Annotated in this window: 13 protein-coding genes and 1 pseudogene; 10 read left to right on the top strand and 4 right to left on the bottom strand. The window is 71.9% G+C overall.

What is annotated here, in order from left to right; genetic code table 11:
* Nucleotide 1 precedes the first annotated feature (1 nt).
* Genes O7620_RS18785 through O7620_RS18770 form a run of 4 tightly spaced genes read left to right on the top strand, consistent with a single transcriptional unit; the run spans nt 2 to nt 4,543 of the window.
* Nucleotides 2-1,153 (top strand): ABC transporter ATP-binding protein, encoded by a 1,152-nt coding sequence (locus tag O7620_RS18785; RefSeq protein ID WP_278124104.1) that lies wholly within the window; start codon nt 2-4, stop codon nt 1,151-1,153.
* A complete protein-coding gene (locus O7620_RS18780) occupies nt 1,150-2,058 on the top strand; it encodes an ABC transporter permease (protein ID WP_151492891.1) in 909 nt (302 codons plus the stop codon). The genes O7620_RS18785 and O7620_RS18780 overlap by 4 nt, the downstream gene beginning before the upstream one ends.
* Nucleotides 2,055-2,897 (top strand): ABC transporter permease, encoded by an 843-nt coding sequence (locus O7620_RS18775; protein ID WP_278124100.1) that lies wholly within the window; start codon nt 2,055-2,057, stop codon nt 2,895-2,897. The genes O7620_RS18780 and O7620_RS18775 overlap by 4 nt, the downstream gene beginning before the upstream one ends.
* Complete coding sequence (locus O7620_RS18770) at nt 2,894-4,543, top strand: FAD-dependent oxidoreductase (RefSeq protein WP_278124099.1); 1,650 nt, start codon at nt 2,894-2,896, stop codon at nt 4,541-4,543. Before O7620_RS18775 ends, O7620_RS18770 begins: the two co-directional genes overlap by 4 nt.
* Before the next feature lie 255 nt (nt 4,544-4,798).
* On the opposite strand, the gene O7620_RS18765 is transcribed toward O7620_RS18770, so the two are convergent.
* The 3 genes from O7620_RS18765 to O7620_RS18755 are packed head-to-tail and all read right to left on the bottom strand — an operon-like array spanning nt 4,799 to nt 7,974.
* On the bottom strand, nt 4,799-5,146 hold the full coding sequence (locus tag O7620_RS18765; protein WP_278127048.1) for a DUF779 domain-containing protein: 348 nt from the start codon (nt 5,144-5,146) through the stop codon (nt 4,799-4,801).
* Entirely contained in the window at nt 5,143-6,648 is a 1,506-nt protein-coding gene (gene adh / locus O7620_RS18760; RefSeq protein WP_278124097.1) for an aldehyde dehydrogenase, read from the bottom strand. Before adh ends, O7620_RS18765 begins: the two co-directional genes overlap by 4 nt.
* 42 nt (nt 6,649-6,690) lie before the next feature.
* Nucleotides 6,691-7,974, bottom strand: a complete 1,284-nt coding sequence (locus tag O7620_RS18755) for a GAF domain-containing protein (RefSeq protein WP_278124096.1) — start codon at nt 7,972-7,974, stop codon at nt 6,691-6,693.
* A gap of 165 nt (nt 7,975-8,139) precedes the next feature.
* Between O7620_RS18755 and O7620_RS18750 the strand changes: the two genes are divergently transcribed.
* A complete protein-coding gene (locus O7620_RS18750) occupies nt 8,140-8,814 on the top strand; it encodes a DUF5979 domain-containing protein (RefSeq protein ID WP_151491877.1) in 675 nt (224 codons plus the stop codon).
* A 14-nt stretch (nt 8,815-8,828) separates the two neighbouring features.
* Nucleotides 8,829-9,032, top strand: a pseudogene (locus O7620_RS18745) (aldehyde dehydrogenase family protein); the annotation flags it as partial.
* On the opposite strand, the gene O7620_RS18740 reads toward O7620_RS18745, so the two are convergent.
* Complete coding sequence (locus O7620_RS18740) at nt 9,029-10,270, bottom strand: SUKH-3 domain-containing protein (RefSeq protein ID WP_278124094.1); 1,242 nt, start codon at nt 10,268-10,270, stop codon at nt 9,029-9,031. The pseudogene O7620_RS18745 and the gene O7620_RS18740 overlap by 4 nt on opposite strands.
* A gap of 78 nt (nt 10,271-10,348) precedes the next feature.
* Between O7620_RS18740 and O7620_RS18735 the strand changes: the two genes are divergently transcribed.
* Genes O7620_RS18735 through O7620_RS18720 form a run of 4 tightly spaced genes read left to right on the top strand, consistent with a single transcriptional unit; the run spans nt 10,349 to nt 15,924 of the window.
* The gene (locus O7620_RS18735; protein WP_278124092.1) at nt 10,349-10,768 is read left to right on the top strand and encodes a YbaB/EbfC family nucleoid-associated protein; all 420 of its coding nucleotides are present in this window, start codon (nt 10,349-10,351) and stop codon (nt 10,766-10,768) included.
* On the top strand, nt 10,765-11,097 hold the full coding sequence (locus tag O7620_RS18730) for a hypothetical protein (protein WP_151491883.1): 333 nt from the start codon (nt 10,765-10,767) through the stop codon (nt 11,095-11,097). Before O7620_RS18735 ends, O7620_RS18730 begins: the two co-directional genes overlap by 4 nt.
* Nucleotides 11,098-11,113: 16 nt before the next feature.
* Complete coding sequence (locus tag O7620_RS18725) at nt 11,114-15,475, top strand: toxin glutamine deamidase domain-containing protein (protein WP_278124090.1); 4,362 nt, start codon at nt 11,114-11,116, stop codon at nt 15,473-15,475.
* On the top strand, nt 15,475-15,924 hold the full coding sequence (locus O7620_RS18720) for a hypothetical protein (RefSeq protein ID WP_151491885.1): 450 nt from the start codon (nt 15,475-15,477) through the stop codon (nt 15,922-15,924). Before O7620_RS18725 ends, O7620_RS18720 begins: the two co-directional genes overlap by 1 nt.
* The last annotated feature ends 75 nt before the right edge of the window (nt 15,925-15,999 follow it).

Here is a 15,999-nt window from a genome sequence, read left to right as displayed (position 1 = left end):
AATGGCGAGCGAGACACCGGCCGGCGACCTGCGCCTGGCCAACCTCACCAAGCGGTTCGGTATCTTCACGGCTGTCGACGACCTCAGCCTGACGATTCCGCAGGGCTCGTTCTTCGCGCTGCTGGGCGCGTCCGGCTGCGGCAAGACCACCACCCTGCGGATGATCGCCGGGCTGGAGGAACCGACAAGCGGCCAGGTGCTGCTCGGCGACCGCGACATCGCCCGGCTGCGGCCGTACAAGCGGCCGGTCAACACCGTGTTCCAGAGCTACGCGCTCTTCCCGCACCTCACCATCTTCGAGAACGTGGCCTTCGGGCTGCGCCGTCGCGGCATCCGCTCGGTCGACGACGAGGTCACCCGGATGCTGTCGCTCGTGCAGCTCGACGGCTTCGGCCCGCGCCGCCCGGCCCAGCTCTCCGGCGGCCAGCAGCAGCGGGTCGCGCTGGCCCGCGCGCTGATCAACCAGCCGCAGGTGCTACTGCTCGACGAGCCGCTCGGCGCGCTCGACCTGAAGCTGCGCCGGCAGATGCAGATCGAGCTGAAGCGGATCCAGACCGAGGTCGGCATCACCTTCGTGCACGTCACCCACGACCAGGAGGAGGCCATGACGATGGCCGACACCGTCGCGGTGATGAACGCCGGCCGGATCGAGCAGCTCGGCGCACCGGCCGACCTCTACGAGTTCCCGGCCACCGCGTTCGTCGCGAACTTCCTCGGCCAGTCCAACCTGCTCGCCGGCGAGGCCGCCGGCACGAGCGGCGGCGAGGTCGCGGTGACGGCGCACGGCGCGCGCTTCTCGGTGCCCGCCGGCCGGTCGCGGGCCGACCGGGGCCCGGTCCACCTGGGGGTACGCCCGGAGAAGCTGCATCTGGTCGGCTCCGCCGACCAGGTGCCCGCAGGACATCAGCACGTCACCGGGGTGGTCAGCGACGCCTCCTACGTCGGGGTCAGCACGCAGTACCTGCTGCGCACCGGCTGGGGCACCGAACTGTCGGTCTTCGCGGCGAACAGCGGGACGTCGGCGCGGGTGCCGGTCGGCAGCGAAGCCGTGGCGTACTGGGATCCACGGCACGCGTTCCTGCTGCCCCGCGAGGCCGCCGACACCGACCGGACGGCACCGGTGCTCGACGAGCCGGTGGGTGCGTCGTCGTGACCCTCCTGGCCCCCACCGGATCGGGGCAGGCGCCACCCGCGCCACCGGCAGCCCGGTCCGGGCGGCACCGGCTCCTGCCGTACCTCCTGCTGCTGCCCGGCGCGGCCTGGCTGCTCATCTTCTTTGGTGTGCCGCTGGTGCAGCTCGCGGCGGCCAGCCTGTACGACCCCGGCGGGTCGCTGTCCACCGGGTACGCGCTGACCTGGGCGTTCGGCAACTATCCGGACGTGGTGCAGGCGTACTGGCCGCAGTTCCTGCGCTCGTTCGGCTACGCCGGTCTGGCCCTGGTGCTGGCGCTGCTGCTCGGCTACCCGCTGGCGTACGCCATCGCGCAGAAGGCCGGCCGGTGGAAGAACCTGCTGCTGGTGTGCGTGGTCGCGCCGATGTTCACCAGCTTCCTGGTCCGCACCCTCGCTTGGAAGACGATCCTGTCGGACAACGGCGCGCTCGTCGGCCTGCTGCGTGACGTGCACCTGCTCGCCCCGGACGGCCGGCTGCTGGCCACCCCGTTCGCGGTGGTGCTCGGCCTGACGTACAACTTCCTGCCGTTCCTGGTGCTGCCGCTGTACGCGAGCCTGGAGCGGCTCGACTACCGGCTGCTGGAGGCCGCCACCGACCTGTACGCGAGCCCGGTGCAGGCGTTCCGCCGGGTGACGCTGCCGCTGTCCATGCCCGGCCTGGTCGCCGGCACGCTGCTGTTCTTCATCCCGGCCAGTGGCGACTACATCAACGCCGAACTGCTCGGCACCCCGAACGAATACATGATCGGCAACGTCATCGACTCGGCGTTCCTGGTCCGGCTGGACTACCCGCAGGGCGCCGCGCTGTCGTTCCTGCTGATGGCGGCGATCCTCGCGGTGGTCTTCGGCTACCTCCGTCGAGCCGGCACTGAGGAGGTGCTGTGAGGGTCTCCCGTTGGCTCGCGGACCGTTGGGTGATGATCGTGGCGTTGCTGGTGCTCGGTTACCTGGCGTTGCCGATCCTGGTGGTGGCCGGGTTGTCGTTCAACCGGCCGTCGAGCCGGCTGTCGTACGACTTCAACGAGTTCACCCTGGACAACTGGCGTCAGCCCTGCGCCACCTCGGACATGTGCGACGCCGTCGTCCGCAGCGTGCAGATCGGCTTCATCGCCACGGTCGTCGCCACCGTGCTCGGCACGCTGATGGCGTTCGCGCTGGTCCGGCACCGCTTCCGTGGCCGGGCCGGCATCAACGTGCTGATCTTCCTGCCGATGGCCACCCCGGAGCTGGTGATGGGCACCTCGCTGCTGGCCCTGTTCGTGTCCGCGGGGGTGCCGCAGGGCTTCTGGACCATCGTGATCGCGCACGTCATGTTCTGCGTGTCGTTCGTGGTGGTCACCGTCAAGGCGCGCCTCGTCGGGATGGACCGGCGGCTGGAGGAGGCCGCCATGGACCTGTACGCCAGCGAGTGGCAGACCTTCCGGAGGATCACGCTGCCGCTGGTGCTGCCCGGCATCGTGGCCGCCGCGCTGCTGGCGTTCTCGTTGAGCTTCGACGACTTCATCATCACGAACTTCAACGCCGGCACCACCGTCACGTTCCCGATGTACGTCTGGGGCGCTGCCCAGCGGGGCATCCCGCCGCAGGTGAACGTCATCGGCACCGCGATGTTCGCGATCGCCCTGCTGCTGGTGGGCCTCAGCTCGCTGCGCGGACGGCGGGCCCGCCGGGCCAACCTGCTGGCCGCCGCGCCCGCTGCCCGTCCGGCACGCCGGCCGTCATGAACCTCCCGCATACCGGCCGGGCGCTGGCCGACGCGGCGCCCGTGCCGTACTGGCTGGACCGCCCGGAACGCCCCGACCCGCTGCCGCCGCTCACCGGCCCGCAGCACGCCGACCGGCTGGTGATCGGCGGCGGGTTCGGCGGGCTCTGGGCCGCACTGCTGGCCAAGCAGGCCGACCCCGATCGCGACGTGCTGCTCGTCGACGCCGGGACCTGCGGCTGGGCCGCGTCCGGGCGCAACGGCGGGTTCTGCGCCGCCTCCCTCACCCACGGCCTCGCCAACGGCGTCGACCGGTTCCCCGCCGAGGTCGGCGAGCTGGAACGCCTCGGCCGGGAAAACCTGGACGCCATCGCCGCCACCGTTGCGGAGTTCGACATCGACTGCGACTTCGAGCGCACGGGCGAACTGGCCGTCGCCGTCGAGCCGTACCAACTCGACGGGCTGGCCGCCGACGCCGACCTGGCCCGCCGGTACGGCCACCGGGTGCGGCTGCTCGACCGCGACGAGGTGCGTGCCGAGGTCGACTCGCCGACGTACCTCGGCGGGATGATCGACGCCGACCGGGTGGCCATGGTGGACCCGGCGAAGCTCGCGTGGGGTCTACGCCGAGCCTGCCTCGACCTCGGCGTACGGGTGCACGAGCACACCCGGGTCACCGGGCTGCGCGCCGACCGTGCGGCGCTGCACGCGGTGACCGCCGGCGGGCCGGACGCCGCGCCCGGATCCGTGCGAGCCCGGCGGGTCGTGCTGGCCACCAACGCGTTCCCACCGCTGCTGCGCCGGCTGCGGGCGGCAGGCTTCCGGCTTGGTGCTGCAGATTCCTGCGACATGGCAGAGCGTCTGTATCGATACTCGGAGCTACTCGCCGCGGGCCTGAGTCGGGAACAGGTGCGCAGGCTGGCTGACCGGTCCCGACTGCACCGACTGTCGCGGAGCGTGTACGCGCCCTCGGGCGATCCGGCTCGGCACCTGCCGGCGATCTTCCGACGGTTGCCGGACACCGCTGTTGTTGGCTTCCACACCGGTGCGCAGCTGCACGGTTTCGGAGACGCCCGCAGCTCCGACGTGCACGTAATCGTGCCGGCAGGGGAGCGGGTGCCGCATATTCGCGGGGTCGTCGCCCACGAGGCGGTGCTGCCGGTACGCGACCCGGTGGTTCTGGCTGGAGTGCCGTGTGCGCCCGCTGCCCGGTGCGCGGTCGACCTCGCCCGATCATTGTGCCGGCTGGACGCGATGCCACTTCTGGATCTGTGTCTTCGCTCAGGCGCGTGTCGACCCGAGGACCTTCTGGTTGAGGTCGCTCGGCACGAGCGCCTGCGTGGCATCTGCCAGGCGCGGGATCTGGTGCCGCGGGCGGACCCTCGTGCGGAGTGCCGGCAGGAGAGTCAGCTTCGCATGGTGATGATCGACGGTGGACTGCCCGCGCCGGAGCCGCAGATCTGGGTCCCGGACAGCAACGGGGTGCCGCTCTACCGCCTCGACCTTGGCTATCGGAAGCGCCGAGTCGGTGTCGAGTACGACGGATCGTCCCACCTGGACCGTGACCGCCTCCGCCGCGATCGATCCCGGATCACTTGTTATCCGCTCACGGCTGGCAGATGCGTCACTTCACCGACGTGGACCTCTACCGCCGCCCCAGTCACATAATCGCCACCCTGACCCCCCTCCTCCACCCCTAAACCCGCCGGTTGCTCCAACCCGCCGCCCCTACCCCTCCCTGGGCCCAGCCCTCACCGTCGATCATGGAGTTGTGGTGCCTCGCAAAGGGTGCATTAAGGCATCTTCTCCCCACCACAACTCCATGATCGACGCGGCGGGGTGGGGGTGGGGCGGGCGCGGCGCGGCGGGCGCGGCGGGGTGGGGCGGGGTGGGGTGGGGTGGGGTGGGGCGGGTGGGGGACTGTTAGGGGGCTAGGTGGGAGCGGATGAGGAAGCGGAGGCCTTCGGGGGCTTCCAGGGAGAAGCCGCTGCCTCGGCCGGGGACCACGTCGACGGTCAGTCTCGTGTGTTTCCACAACTCCCACTGGGCGGTCGACATCCAGAACTCGACCGGCTCGGACACCCCGTCGACCGAGAGCGAGGCGAGCAGCACGTCCGACGAGCCGGTGCGGAACTCGCCTGCCGGGAAGCACATCGGGGCGCTGCCGTCGCAGCAGCCGCCGGACTGGTGGAACATCAGCGGCCCGTGCCGCCCCCGCAGCGACCGGATCAACTCGGCCGCTGCGGGGGTGAGTGAGACGACGGACATCAGAAGAATCCGAGCTTCTGGGTGGAGTAGCTGACCAGCAGGTTCTTGGTCTGCTGGTAGTGCTCCAGCATCATCTTGTGGTTCTCCCGGCCGATGCCGGACTGCTTGTACCCGCCGAACGCGGCGTGCGCCGGGTACGCGTGGTAGCAGTTGGTCCACACCCGCCCGGCCTGGATGGCCCGCCCGGCCCGGTACGCGGTGTTCATGTCCCGGGACCACACGCCGGCGCCCAACCCGTACAGGGTGTCGTTGGCGATCTTGACGGCGTCGTCGAGGTCGGCGAAGGAGGTCACCGAGACCACCGGGCCGAAGATCTCCTCCTGGAAGATCCGCATCGAGTTGTCGCCCTCGAAGATGGTCGGCTCGACGTAGTACCCGCCGGACAGGTCGCCGCCCAGGTCGGCGCGCGACCCGCCGGTGAGCACGCGAGCGCCCTCCTGCCGGCCGATGTCCAGGTAGGACAGGATCTTCTCCAACTGGTCGTTGGAGGCCTGCGCGCCGATCATCGTGTCGGTGTCCAGGGGGTGCCCGGCGACGATCGCCTTGGTGCGGTCGACCGCCGCGCCGAGGAAGTCGCTGTAGTGGCCCTGCTGGATCAGCGCCCGGGACGGGCACGTGCACACCTCGCCCTGGTTGAGCGCGAACATGGTGAAGCCTTCCAGGGCCTTGTCCAGGAAGTTGTCGGAGGTGGCGCTGACGTCGTCGAAGAAGATGTTCGGGCTCTTGCCGCCCAGCTCCAGGGTGACGGGTTTGATGTTCTCGCTGGCGTACTGCATGATCAGCCGCCCGGTGGTGGTCTCACCGGTGAACGCCACCTTCGCCACCCGGGCCGAGGACGCCAGCGGTTTGCCGGCCTCCACGCCGAATCCGTTGACAATGTTGAGCACGCCCGGCGGCAGCAGGTCCGCCACCAGCGACAGCCAGTAGTGGATGGACGCCGGGGTCTGCTCGGCCGGCTTGAGCACCACGGCGTTGCCGGCCGCGAGGGCTGGCGCCAGCTTCCAGGTGGCCATGAGGATCGGGAAGTTCCACGGGATGATCTGCCCGACCACGCCGAGCGGCTCGTGGAAGTGGTACGCCACGGTGTCGTCGTCGATCTCGCCGAGCGAACCCTCCTGGGCCCGGATCGCACCGGCGAAGTACCGGAAGTGGTCGATGGCCAGCGGAATGTCCGCGGCGAGGGTCTCCCGGACGGGTTTGCCGTTCTCCCAGCTCTCGGCGATCGCCAGGGACTCCAGGTTGTCCTGCATGCGGTCGGCGATCCGGTTGAGGATCAGGGCCCGCTCGGCCACCGAGGTGCGCCCCCAGGCGTCGGCGGCGCCGTGGGCGGCGTCCAGGGCCTTCTCGATGTCCGGGGCGGTGCCCCGGGCCACCTCGGTGAAGGTTTGGCCGGTGACCGGGGTGGGGTTCTCGAAGTAGCCACCGCCGTGCGGCTTGACGTACTCGCCGCCGATGAAGTGGTCGTAACGGGACTGCCAGTGGGTGGGCGCGTCGTAGCGCGTCATGGTTACCTCCGCCGTCGTGGTGCGGGTGTGCCGACGGCGACGCTAGTTTCCAGAACGTTGCAGCCACGTTGCGCGCGTGAGGTCGTACTCCCCGGCAAGCTGGTCAATGCGGGCCAGGGCGAGCGGCCGGCGGGGCGTGCCCACTGGCAACGCCCGCGCCAGGACCTGCCAGGCGGCCAGGTCGTCGGCGCCGGCGGGCGTCGCGGTCCACGCCGTGAGCAGCGCCGGGTCCGCGGTGGCCAGCACGGCCGCGCGGAGCTGGCCGTCGATCAGCTGGCGTAGTCGCGTCACTCCCGGCGCGTCCGATCCGGGCAGCAACGGCCCGGGGTACGCGTCGAGCGCGCCCGCGACATCGCCCTGGTCGAGCCGTGCGGCCATGGTGGTGAAGTCGGCCCGGATGGTGCCGCGCAGCCGGTACGGGCGGGAGTCGAGCAGCTCCGGCCCGAGCACCCGGCGCAACCGGGACAGCTCCGCGCGCAGGGTGACCGGGTGCAGCCGGTCGTCGCCGTAGAGGTCGAGGCCGAGCTGTTCGCCGGTGCGGCCTTCGGGGTGGTGCAGCAGCAGCACCAGCAGCTCGCTGTGTCGGCGGCCGAGTCGGATGCGTCGCCCGTCGATGCGCAGTTCCGCCTCGTCGCGACCGAGCGCGGTCACGACGGCGACGCCCGGCTGCACCGGTCGGTCCCCGGCGAGTTGCGCCTCGGCGGCGCGGGCGGTGGCCCGGACCAGCGCGAGGCTGTGCGGGTTGGCCAGGTTGTCGCCGCCGGTGATGTCGACCGCGCCGAGCAGCAGCCCGGTGGCCGGGTCGTGGATCGGCGCGGCCGCGCAGGTCCAGCGCTGCACCGGCCGGCTGAAGTGCTCGGTGGCGAAGATCTGCACGCTGTGGTCGACGGCCAGCGCGGTGCCCGGGGCGTTGGTGCCGGCGTGGGTCTCGTCCCAGCGCGCGCCGGGCACGAAGTTCATCCGCTCGGCGTGCCGGAGCACCCCCGGGTGCCCCTCGACCCAGAGCAGCCGCCCGTACGCGTCGCACACGGCCATCAGGTGCGCGCCGTCCTGCGCGATGCCGCCGAGCAGGTCCCGGAAGAGTGGCAGCACGCGGGCCAGCGGATGCGCGGCCCGGTACGCGGCCAGCGCGTCGTCGGTCAGGTCGACCGGCGGGGTGGCCTCCGGGTCGAGTCGCGCCGAGCGTTCCCAGGATCGACGGACCACCTCACGGACCCGGTGTGGCGCCGCGCCGGCGGTGAGGAACGCCTCGTGGGCGGCACCGACCTGCGCGATCCGCTCGGCCGGATCGACGCCGAACTCCAGGGCGAGCCACGGGTCAGCCATGGGGCGACCTCCTCGACCCCCATCGTGACGCAGCTCACCCTCGATCGCCAACCGTCGGGTCCGGCGGGACGGAGGTGCGGAGAGTGTCGGCTGCGGCTGAACGGTAGGGCGCTCCCGTCCGTACCACGCGGTGAAGAACACCATCGAGGACGGGAGCGACGGGCGATGAGGGTGCAGCGCAAGCACGTGCTGGCGGCGACGGTGGCGGTGCTCGCCACGGCGGGTGTGGCGGTGGGGACCGGGTTCGGGTTCGCCGGCACCGCCCCGGCACGGTCGTCGGTGTGCTCCGGCTCGGTCACCTTCTCGGCCGAGGGCGGGGCCCCGGCGGCGACCAGCGACCGGTTTCCGGTGGGTACCCGGCTGCGGGTGACCAACCTGGACAACAACCGGGCCGCCACGGTGACGGTGACCGGTCCGTCGGGCAGTTGTGTGCTGCTCAACGCGGCGGCCATGGACCTCGTGCGGGAGCCGGGCAAGAACGTGATCCGCCGCAACGTGGTGGAACGCCTCGACGCCGCGCCGCCGGCCGCCGACGCGCCGCCCGCCGGCACGGTACGCCCCGGTGCCGCGTCCCCCGGTGCGCCCGGCCCGGCGCCCCGCTCGGCGTGCCCGGGTGCGATCACGTTCTTCGAGGAGGCGGCCGGGCCGGCGGCGACCAGCGGTCAGTTCCCGGTGGGCACCCGGCTGCGGGTGACCAACCTGGACAACAACCGGGCGACCACGGTGACGGTGACCGGCCCGTCGGGCAGTTGCGTGCTGCTCAACTCGGCGGCGATGGACCAGATCCGTGAACCCGGCAAGAACCTGGTCCGCCGCAACACGGTGGAGGTCGTCCGCTAGGCGTCAGTCAGGTCTCCCACCGTCTGGACGTGGCCTTCTCCGCCGCGCGGACCTTCGACGTGGGTGGGGTGATCGTCGGCGACGGGCCGTCGTACCGGGCCGACCAGATGCCGTACGGCGGCGTCAAGGGCAGCGGCGTCGGCCGGGAGGGACTGCGCAGTGCGATGGACGACTACACCGAGCCGCGCGTCATGGTGCTGACCGGCCTCGCGCTCTAGCCGGCCTGCCAGGTGCCGTCGTCGCGGACCCGGGCCGGCGCACGGCCGAGCAGCAGGGTGGTCAGCGCGGCGTCGATCGTGTCGCCGAGGAACCACTCGCCGGCCTGATCGAGGGCGAAGACCCGGCCGCGCTCGTCCACCGCCAGGATGCTGTCCTGCTGCTCGGTGCCGATCGGAAAGAGCCGGACGCCGAGCACCGCGCCGAAGTCGGCGAGCGTGTCGGCGGTGTGCGCGATCGTGTGCGGGCGGATGTCGAACCGGGAGATCCACACCTGCTCGCCGGGGCCGCGCCGCGCGCCGACCAGGCTGGGGAACGCGGTCAACGCCTCGATGGCGGCCGGGAAGACCGTGTGCCGGTGGGAGCGCCCCGCCACGGCGGTGACGTCCCGCACGGCGGCGGCAGCCATGATCTGGTCGCCGATGTGCGGACGCCAGCCGGCCGCCACCAGCGCGTCGGCCACCTCGCGCGGGAAACGGCCCGGGTCCGGGTCGGGCGCCGTCGGCGGCAGCCAGGTTTCGGTGTACGCCCGAGCCGACTCCGGCAGAACGTTCGCCCGCACCAGGAAGTTGACGCACGAGTCGCAGGGCCGATCGGCCGCGCCACCGGCCGGATCGCCCGGCTCACGCACCCGGAAAATCTCGAACCGCGCGCCGTCCAGCAGTGCCGCCGCCTCGGCCCGCCCCATCGGGGCGATGCCCTCGGCCGCCCGCAGGTGGTCGTACTCGTGCAGCACGTCGGACACCACGATCAGCTCGGCGTGGCCCGCGCCGCCGCGGACCAGCTCGCCCGGGGGCAGCCGATCCAGGTAGGTGCGCACGAGCGGGTGATGGTTGAGCGGGACGTCGCCCTTCGTGCCGTGGGCCGTCCAGATGCGACCGTCGATGGTCAGATGGGCGGTGGTGCTCGGGGTGGCGACCCGGCTGATCTCGCGGACCAGCAGGCTCGACTGGTCCACCGTGCGGGCGGCCGTCGGCCCGGTCGGCTGGCTGCGCCGGTACATGTCGGCCACCACGTCGCTCGGCACCCGCGGCCAGGTGGTGACCTTCCCGGTCTGCTTGTCGATGACGGTCGTCGGCAGGTCACCGGGGACCGTCCGCGCCTCGGTGGGCACGATGGACGTGATGACGTAGCCGAGATCGAACTCGTCGACCATCGGCGTGCACTCGTGGCCGAGACGCTGCGAATCACGGCGAGCCCAGGTGGCCGCGAGCTGCTCGGCCTGTTGACGGTCGATCACACACCGAAACTACCGGATTACGCGGATCGATGGCGGCCGGTATGGTTCGGCCTACCGACGGTGACGGGAGGAGCGGCGGTGAGCGAACGCGTGGACCGGGACGCCAATCGCGAGCTACGGGCCCGATTCGACGACGTGTACGGGCAGTATCAGCAGCTCAGGTCCAATCTGGACGAGCTGCGAGCCCGACTCGCCGCGGTCCGGGTGACCCGGCGGTCGGCCGACGGGCAGGTCACCGCGACCGTCGGTGCCCGGGGCGAGTTGGTGGCCGTCGACCTCGACCCGGCCATCTATCAGGCCCGGGACGCCGAGGCGTTGAGCCGCACAATTACCGAGACCATCCGGGCCGCCACGACCGCCGCCGGCGACGCCACCCGGGAGTTGGTGGCCGAGCACGTGCCGGCCGGCGGCCCCGTCGAGTTCCTGCGCACCGGAGATTTCGGCGCGCTGCTCGGGCGCGCCGAGGCCGTACTCGGCCGGGGCGAGGGGCCGGCATGACCGACGGGCAGCTCTGGCTCGATCCGTCCCGAGCACGCCGGGGCGGTGCCGACCTCGCCCTCGCCGGCGACGCCGTGACCGCCCGACGGGCGGCGGAGGGCGGCGAGATCGAAACCGCCAGCGGCGCCCGCCCGTGGGGCCGCGACGACATCGGCGCCGCGTTCGAGCGCAGCTATCGAGGCTTCGAGCAGACCGTCCTGCGGGCCTGGACGGGCATCGGCCACCGGCTCACCGAGCTGGGCACCGACGTGGTCCAGGCGGTCGACGCGAGCGTGCAGACCGACGGCAGCAGCGCCGCCCGGCTCGACCGGGCCGCCGACCGGCGCTGACAGCGGGGCGATCCGGATGAGCGTGCTCCCCAGCCCGATCCCGCACCCGCTCGACTACGCACCCTGGGACGTGCCCGGCTGGATCTACGAGGCACTCGACTGGGTCGTCGGCGTGCAGTGGCCGGAGGGCGACGAGCGGGCCGTCTGGGACGTCGCCGACCGGTGGTACGCCGTCGCCGCCGTACTCGCCGGGCCGCACAGCGACGCCGCCGCGGCCGCCACCGAGGTACGCGCCGGATACGGCGGCGTCGGTGCGGTCGACGCCGCGTTCGAGGCAGCCTGGCGGGGGATCGCCGAGGGCGCCGACGCACCGCTGCCGGTGCTGCTCGCCGTCACCAGCGACCTGGGCCGACTGGTCGAGGAGTGCGGCTGCGACATCGAGGGTGCCAAGCTCGAAGTCTGGATCGAGCTGGGCATCCTGGTCATCGAACTGCTGACGGTGGCGGTGGCGGCGGTGCTCACCGCCGGTGCCGCGTCGCCCGCCGCCGGAGCGGCGATCACCGCGACCCGCCTGCTGATCCAGCAGATCTTCAAACGTCTGATGGGGCAACTGGCCAGCAAGTCCCTCAGACACGGGCTGAAGGAGGCCGGCGAACGGGCCGCCAAGGAGGTCGCCCGTGGCGGCGTACGCGGGCTGGCCACGCGCGCCACCCGGGAAGGACTGGAGGAGGCGGCCGAGGAGGCCGGGGTCACCCTGGCGACCCAGGCGTACCAGAATTCCACCGGCCGGGCACACGGCCTGGACCTGACCGACCTCGGCGCGTCGGCCGTCGGCGGCCTCGCCGGCGGGGCGGTCGCACCGCTGGCCGGCCTGGGGCGGCACGCCACCGGTCGGGCCGCGCGGGTCGGTGAACACCTGGGCCGGGAGATGACCGGTGAGGTGCTCGCCGAGGCTGCCGCCGGCCTGGCCACCGGGCAGGGCCTGACCTCGATCGAGGACGTCGCCCGCGCGGCCGCCTCCGGGGCCACCGGCTCGGCCACCGCACAGACCGACCACGCCCTGCACGCCAAGCTGGACGCGCAGGCCAACGCCCTGGCGGGAGCCTCGCTCGCGGGCCAGCCGCTGTCTCCGGCGTCCCCTCTGGCCTCTGCATCCGGCTCTGCCTCGGCGTCGGGCGCGGCGGCTTCGGTGTCCACCGGGGTGGCGTCTACGGTGTCGGCGTCTACGGATGCGGCGTCTTCGGTGTCGGCCGCCTCGGGTGCTGCCGCTTCGGGCGCGGCCTCCTCGGCGTCGGTGTCGATCTCTGTGGAGGCGGCCGGGCCGGTGGTCGGGTCGCCGGTGGTTGCGGCGCAGGCGGCGCTCGGCGGGGCGGACACGCTCGCGTCGCCGGTACACGACCAGGCGGGGTCGGTGCGCGACGCGGAAGCCGCCGTCCCGCACGGCCCGACCCAGCCCACCGCCTCGGACCTGAGCCTGTCGTCGGCGTCGCCGCTGGTCGGCGACGCGCCGGGTCGTCCGGTGCTCTCGACCGAGGCGGCCGTGTCATCCCCGGACGGGCACGGCCCGGCCATCGCGGACCGGCCCGGCCCAGCGCACCCGATCGCCGCCGACCCCACCCTCTCGTCGGTGGCCGCGCCCACGGCCGGCGCCCTCTCGTCGGTCGCGGTGCCCACGGCCGGCGCCCTCTCGTCGGTCGCGGCGCCCACGGCCGGCACTCTCGACCAGGCCACGCCACACGGTGGTTCGGTTGCCCCGGGTGTCACCGGCCCGTCCGGGTGGTCCCCGCCGGCCACGAGCCCGCCCAGCACCCCGGCCACGTCCAGCACCCCGGCCACGACCGTCGGCCCGGCACCGCTCGCCAGCCCGGCCTCGCCCTTCGCGATCCGGGAGGCATTCGCTCCGGGACGCGTACCCGCCCACCCGGCCCGCGGCCGGGCGTCGATCCCCACCGACCTGTCAGCACCCTCGCAGTCCGAGATCGAGGACAGCGACTGGTACGCGGCCCGGTGGGCCGCCGAGGCGGAAGCCGCCGAGCGGCGACGCTACCGGGGCTACTACGAGTCGCGACGCAACGAGTTCGAGAACAGCCGGCGGCAGGCCGAGGCCGACCGACTGCACGCCCTGGCCGCCGAGCACGACCGCAGGGCCGTCGAATACGCCACCTACGCCCGGCAACTGCACCGGACCGGCCACCCCCGGTGGGCCGACGGCTGGCAGCGGGCCGCGAACGACGAGACGCGCGCGTACACCCAATGCCGTGACCTGGCCGACGCGGTGCTGGCCGGCACCCGGGCACCGCAGGTCGTCGACATCGGCGACGCCGCCTTCCGGCAGGCCAACAAGGACGTGGGCGCGCTCGCCCTCGGCGCGGTGGAGACCGCCGGGCCATCCCGGCTCACCGGCGACGACGTACCCCCGCCGATCGACGACTCCCGGCCGTACGGACAGCCCGGCGGACTGCGCCCGCCGCTGGCCCTGCACCAGGTCGACGTCGAACGGCAGATGCCCCGCGACCCGGACGGCAACGTCACCCGCACCGCCGATCCCCGCCGCGGCGCCTGGTTCCGGCTCTTGAACGACGGCGGTCCGATGGCCGACGCCACCCGGGGCATCAACTGCCTGGACTGCACCCTGTCGATGTTCGAGACATGGGTGCACGGACGGCCGCGGGTGTCGGCACCGCGCACCTTCGACGGCTACCTCGACGGCGACACCCGTCGCCCGATCCGCGGCGAGGCCGGCGGGCCCGGCCGGGTGGAAGACGTCACCGGTGGTCGTTTCCAGCAGGTCCTCGCCCCGCCGCCCGGCCAACGGCTGCACCCCGCACACGCGCGGCAGGCCGCCGACCGCAGCTACCGCAACCTGCACGACCAGTTGCTGCTCGGCGGCCACGGCAGCTACGCGTTCCTGGTCACCGAATGGGCCGGCGGAGGCTCGCACGCCTGGGTGGCGCTCAACCAGAACGGCACCGTCCTCTACGTCGACCCGCAGACCGGCCTCATCCGCGACCGACCGCTGTACCCCGACGTGGTCGGCATCGACGCGCTGGTGCTCGACGGAGGCGGCCGCCCCATGCCGCTCGGCGGACTACCCCGAGGCCGGTTCAGCGAACGGCCCGACCTGCCGCACCACCCACCGGTACGCGACGACGGTGGCCACGGCGACCCGTACATCAACCGGATGTACCTGCTCCTGGACGGGCCGGGCGCGGCCTCGTCATCGCCGGACGGCGATCGGTCGCCCGGCGCTACGTTGGATCAGCCCTCGCCGCCCGCTGACCCGGCCCGCGCCGTCACGCTGGCCGAAAGTCTGGACCAGGTCTTCGCGGCCGGGGTGAGCCCCGTTGAGTTCGCGTCAGTGGTCGATCCGCCCACCCTTCGTCGGCTCCTGCCGGAGCTGGACGAGGCGTCGGCCCAGGATGTCGTGCGGTTGTTTGCCGACGATCGGGTCCGCGACATGCTCGACCACGCCCGGCGGGAGCCGCCCTCGAACGAGCCGGACCTGGCCGAGAACCTGGTTCGGCAATTGGTGCGGCGGCCCGATCTGGCCCGCATGATCGAGTCCACACCGGAACTCGGGAAGTCGTTGACCGCTCGCCCGCTGACCCTCTTCCACCTGGCCAGCCACCAGCAGGCCATCGACGTCCTCGCCGAGGTCCTGGACGATGTCGCCCAGCAGGAGGTTGCGGGACTGCAGGCGGCGGGACAGAAGAACGCGACCAACAGAAGAGATGTGGACCAACCACAGCCGACGCCGCTTACGGATGATCAGCGGCGGATCAGCCGGAGTATCCCGATGCCCGATGATCCGCCCTTCCAACCGGGCTTTGACAAGCGTCGTCAAGCCGACGGGGCATATCGGCGGCAATACCTCGACGACCTCTACGCAGCGGCGGCCGTCGCCCAGGCGGAGCTGAATCAATTGGCGGTCTCGCTCGCACACGTAGACGGTCAGCAGGTCGGCGAGCCCGGCTGGCGGTCTCAGCCGAAACAGCGACGCCGAGCCGAGGACAAGGTGAACAAGCACCAGGGCGACGCGTCGAAGCTGCTGGACCTGGCCGCCGCCAAGGTCGAGTTTCGTAGTCTCGATGACATCTACGCGGCGCTCGGACGAATACGTGACGACCCTGACGTCGTGGTTGTGAGCTGCCAGGACCGGTTCATCTCTCCCGAGGACAGCGGCTACCGGGACCTGCAACTCGTACTGCGAACGCGGAACGGGCACCTCGCCGAGTTCCGTCTGCACCTGGCCGCGCTCGATGCGATAGCGGTCTGGGAACATGCGCTGTATGAGGTGCGCCGTGACGTGGATGCCCTGGCCCGAGCCGAGGGCCGAGCCTTGACGAGGCGCGAGGGAGCGATCGCAGACGGGATCCTCCGTCGCGAGCAGCAATTGTTCTGGAATGCACTGCAGTCGACCTACAGGGGGAATGCTTGATGGTTCAAATGCCAGGTCTAATGCTGCCCTCTTACTACCTCTACTACCAGTCGCCGGTAAAGATCGTGGAGACGCCCGAGGGTGGTGCCAGGACATGGCGGGTTTCCATCGACACCGGCGGCTGGCAGGAGGAGAACGATCTCTTCAGCGAAATTGTCTTCGATGTCGGGGGTGAGATTTTTCGGCGCACCCCAGAGGACTTCGTTCAGGAGGTGGAACGCTTTCGGGCGCACTATCTCGAGGGCGACGGGCCGATCTTCGCCCTCTACGAGACGATACAGGCGCTTCGAGATGCGGCGACGGCCGAAGACCGCCACCTGACGCCCAGAGAGCGAGCCCTCATTCGTGGAATCCGCCAGCGGACGTTCGTGATGTTCGAGGAGCAGCTGCGCCTCGCTGGCGACCCTGGCGCGGACCCCGATATCGCCGGCCGGACTGTTCGTGACTGATGGGGGCTTGGGGTAACGCGATCCTGTGGGAGCACCGCAGCCGAGGATGGGCTTTCGATCCCGACCTGGTCGAGC

Origin of the sequence: Micromonospora sp. WMMD710 (genome assembly GCF_029626045.1) — a bacterium.
Taxonomy (GTDB): Bacteria; Actinomycetota; Actinomycetes; order Mycobacteriales; family Micromonosporaceae; genus Micromonospora.
This window is presented reverse-complemented; position numbering and strand designations above follow the sequence as displayed.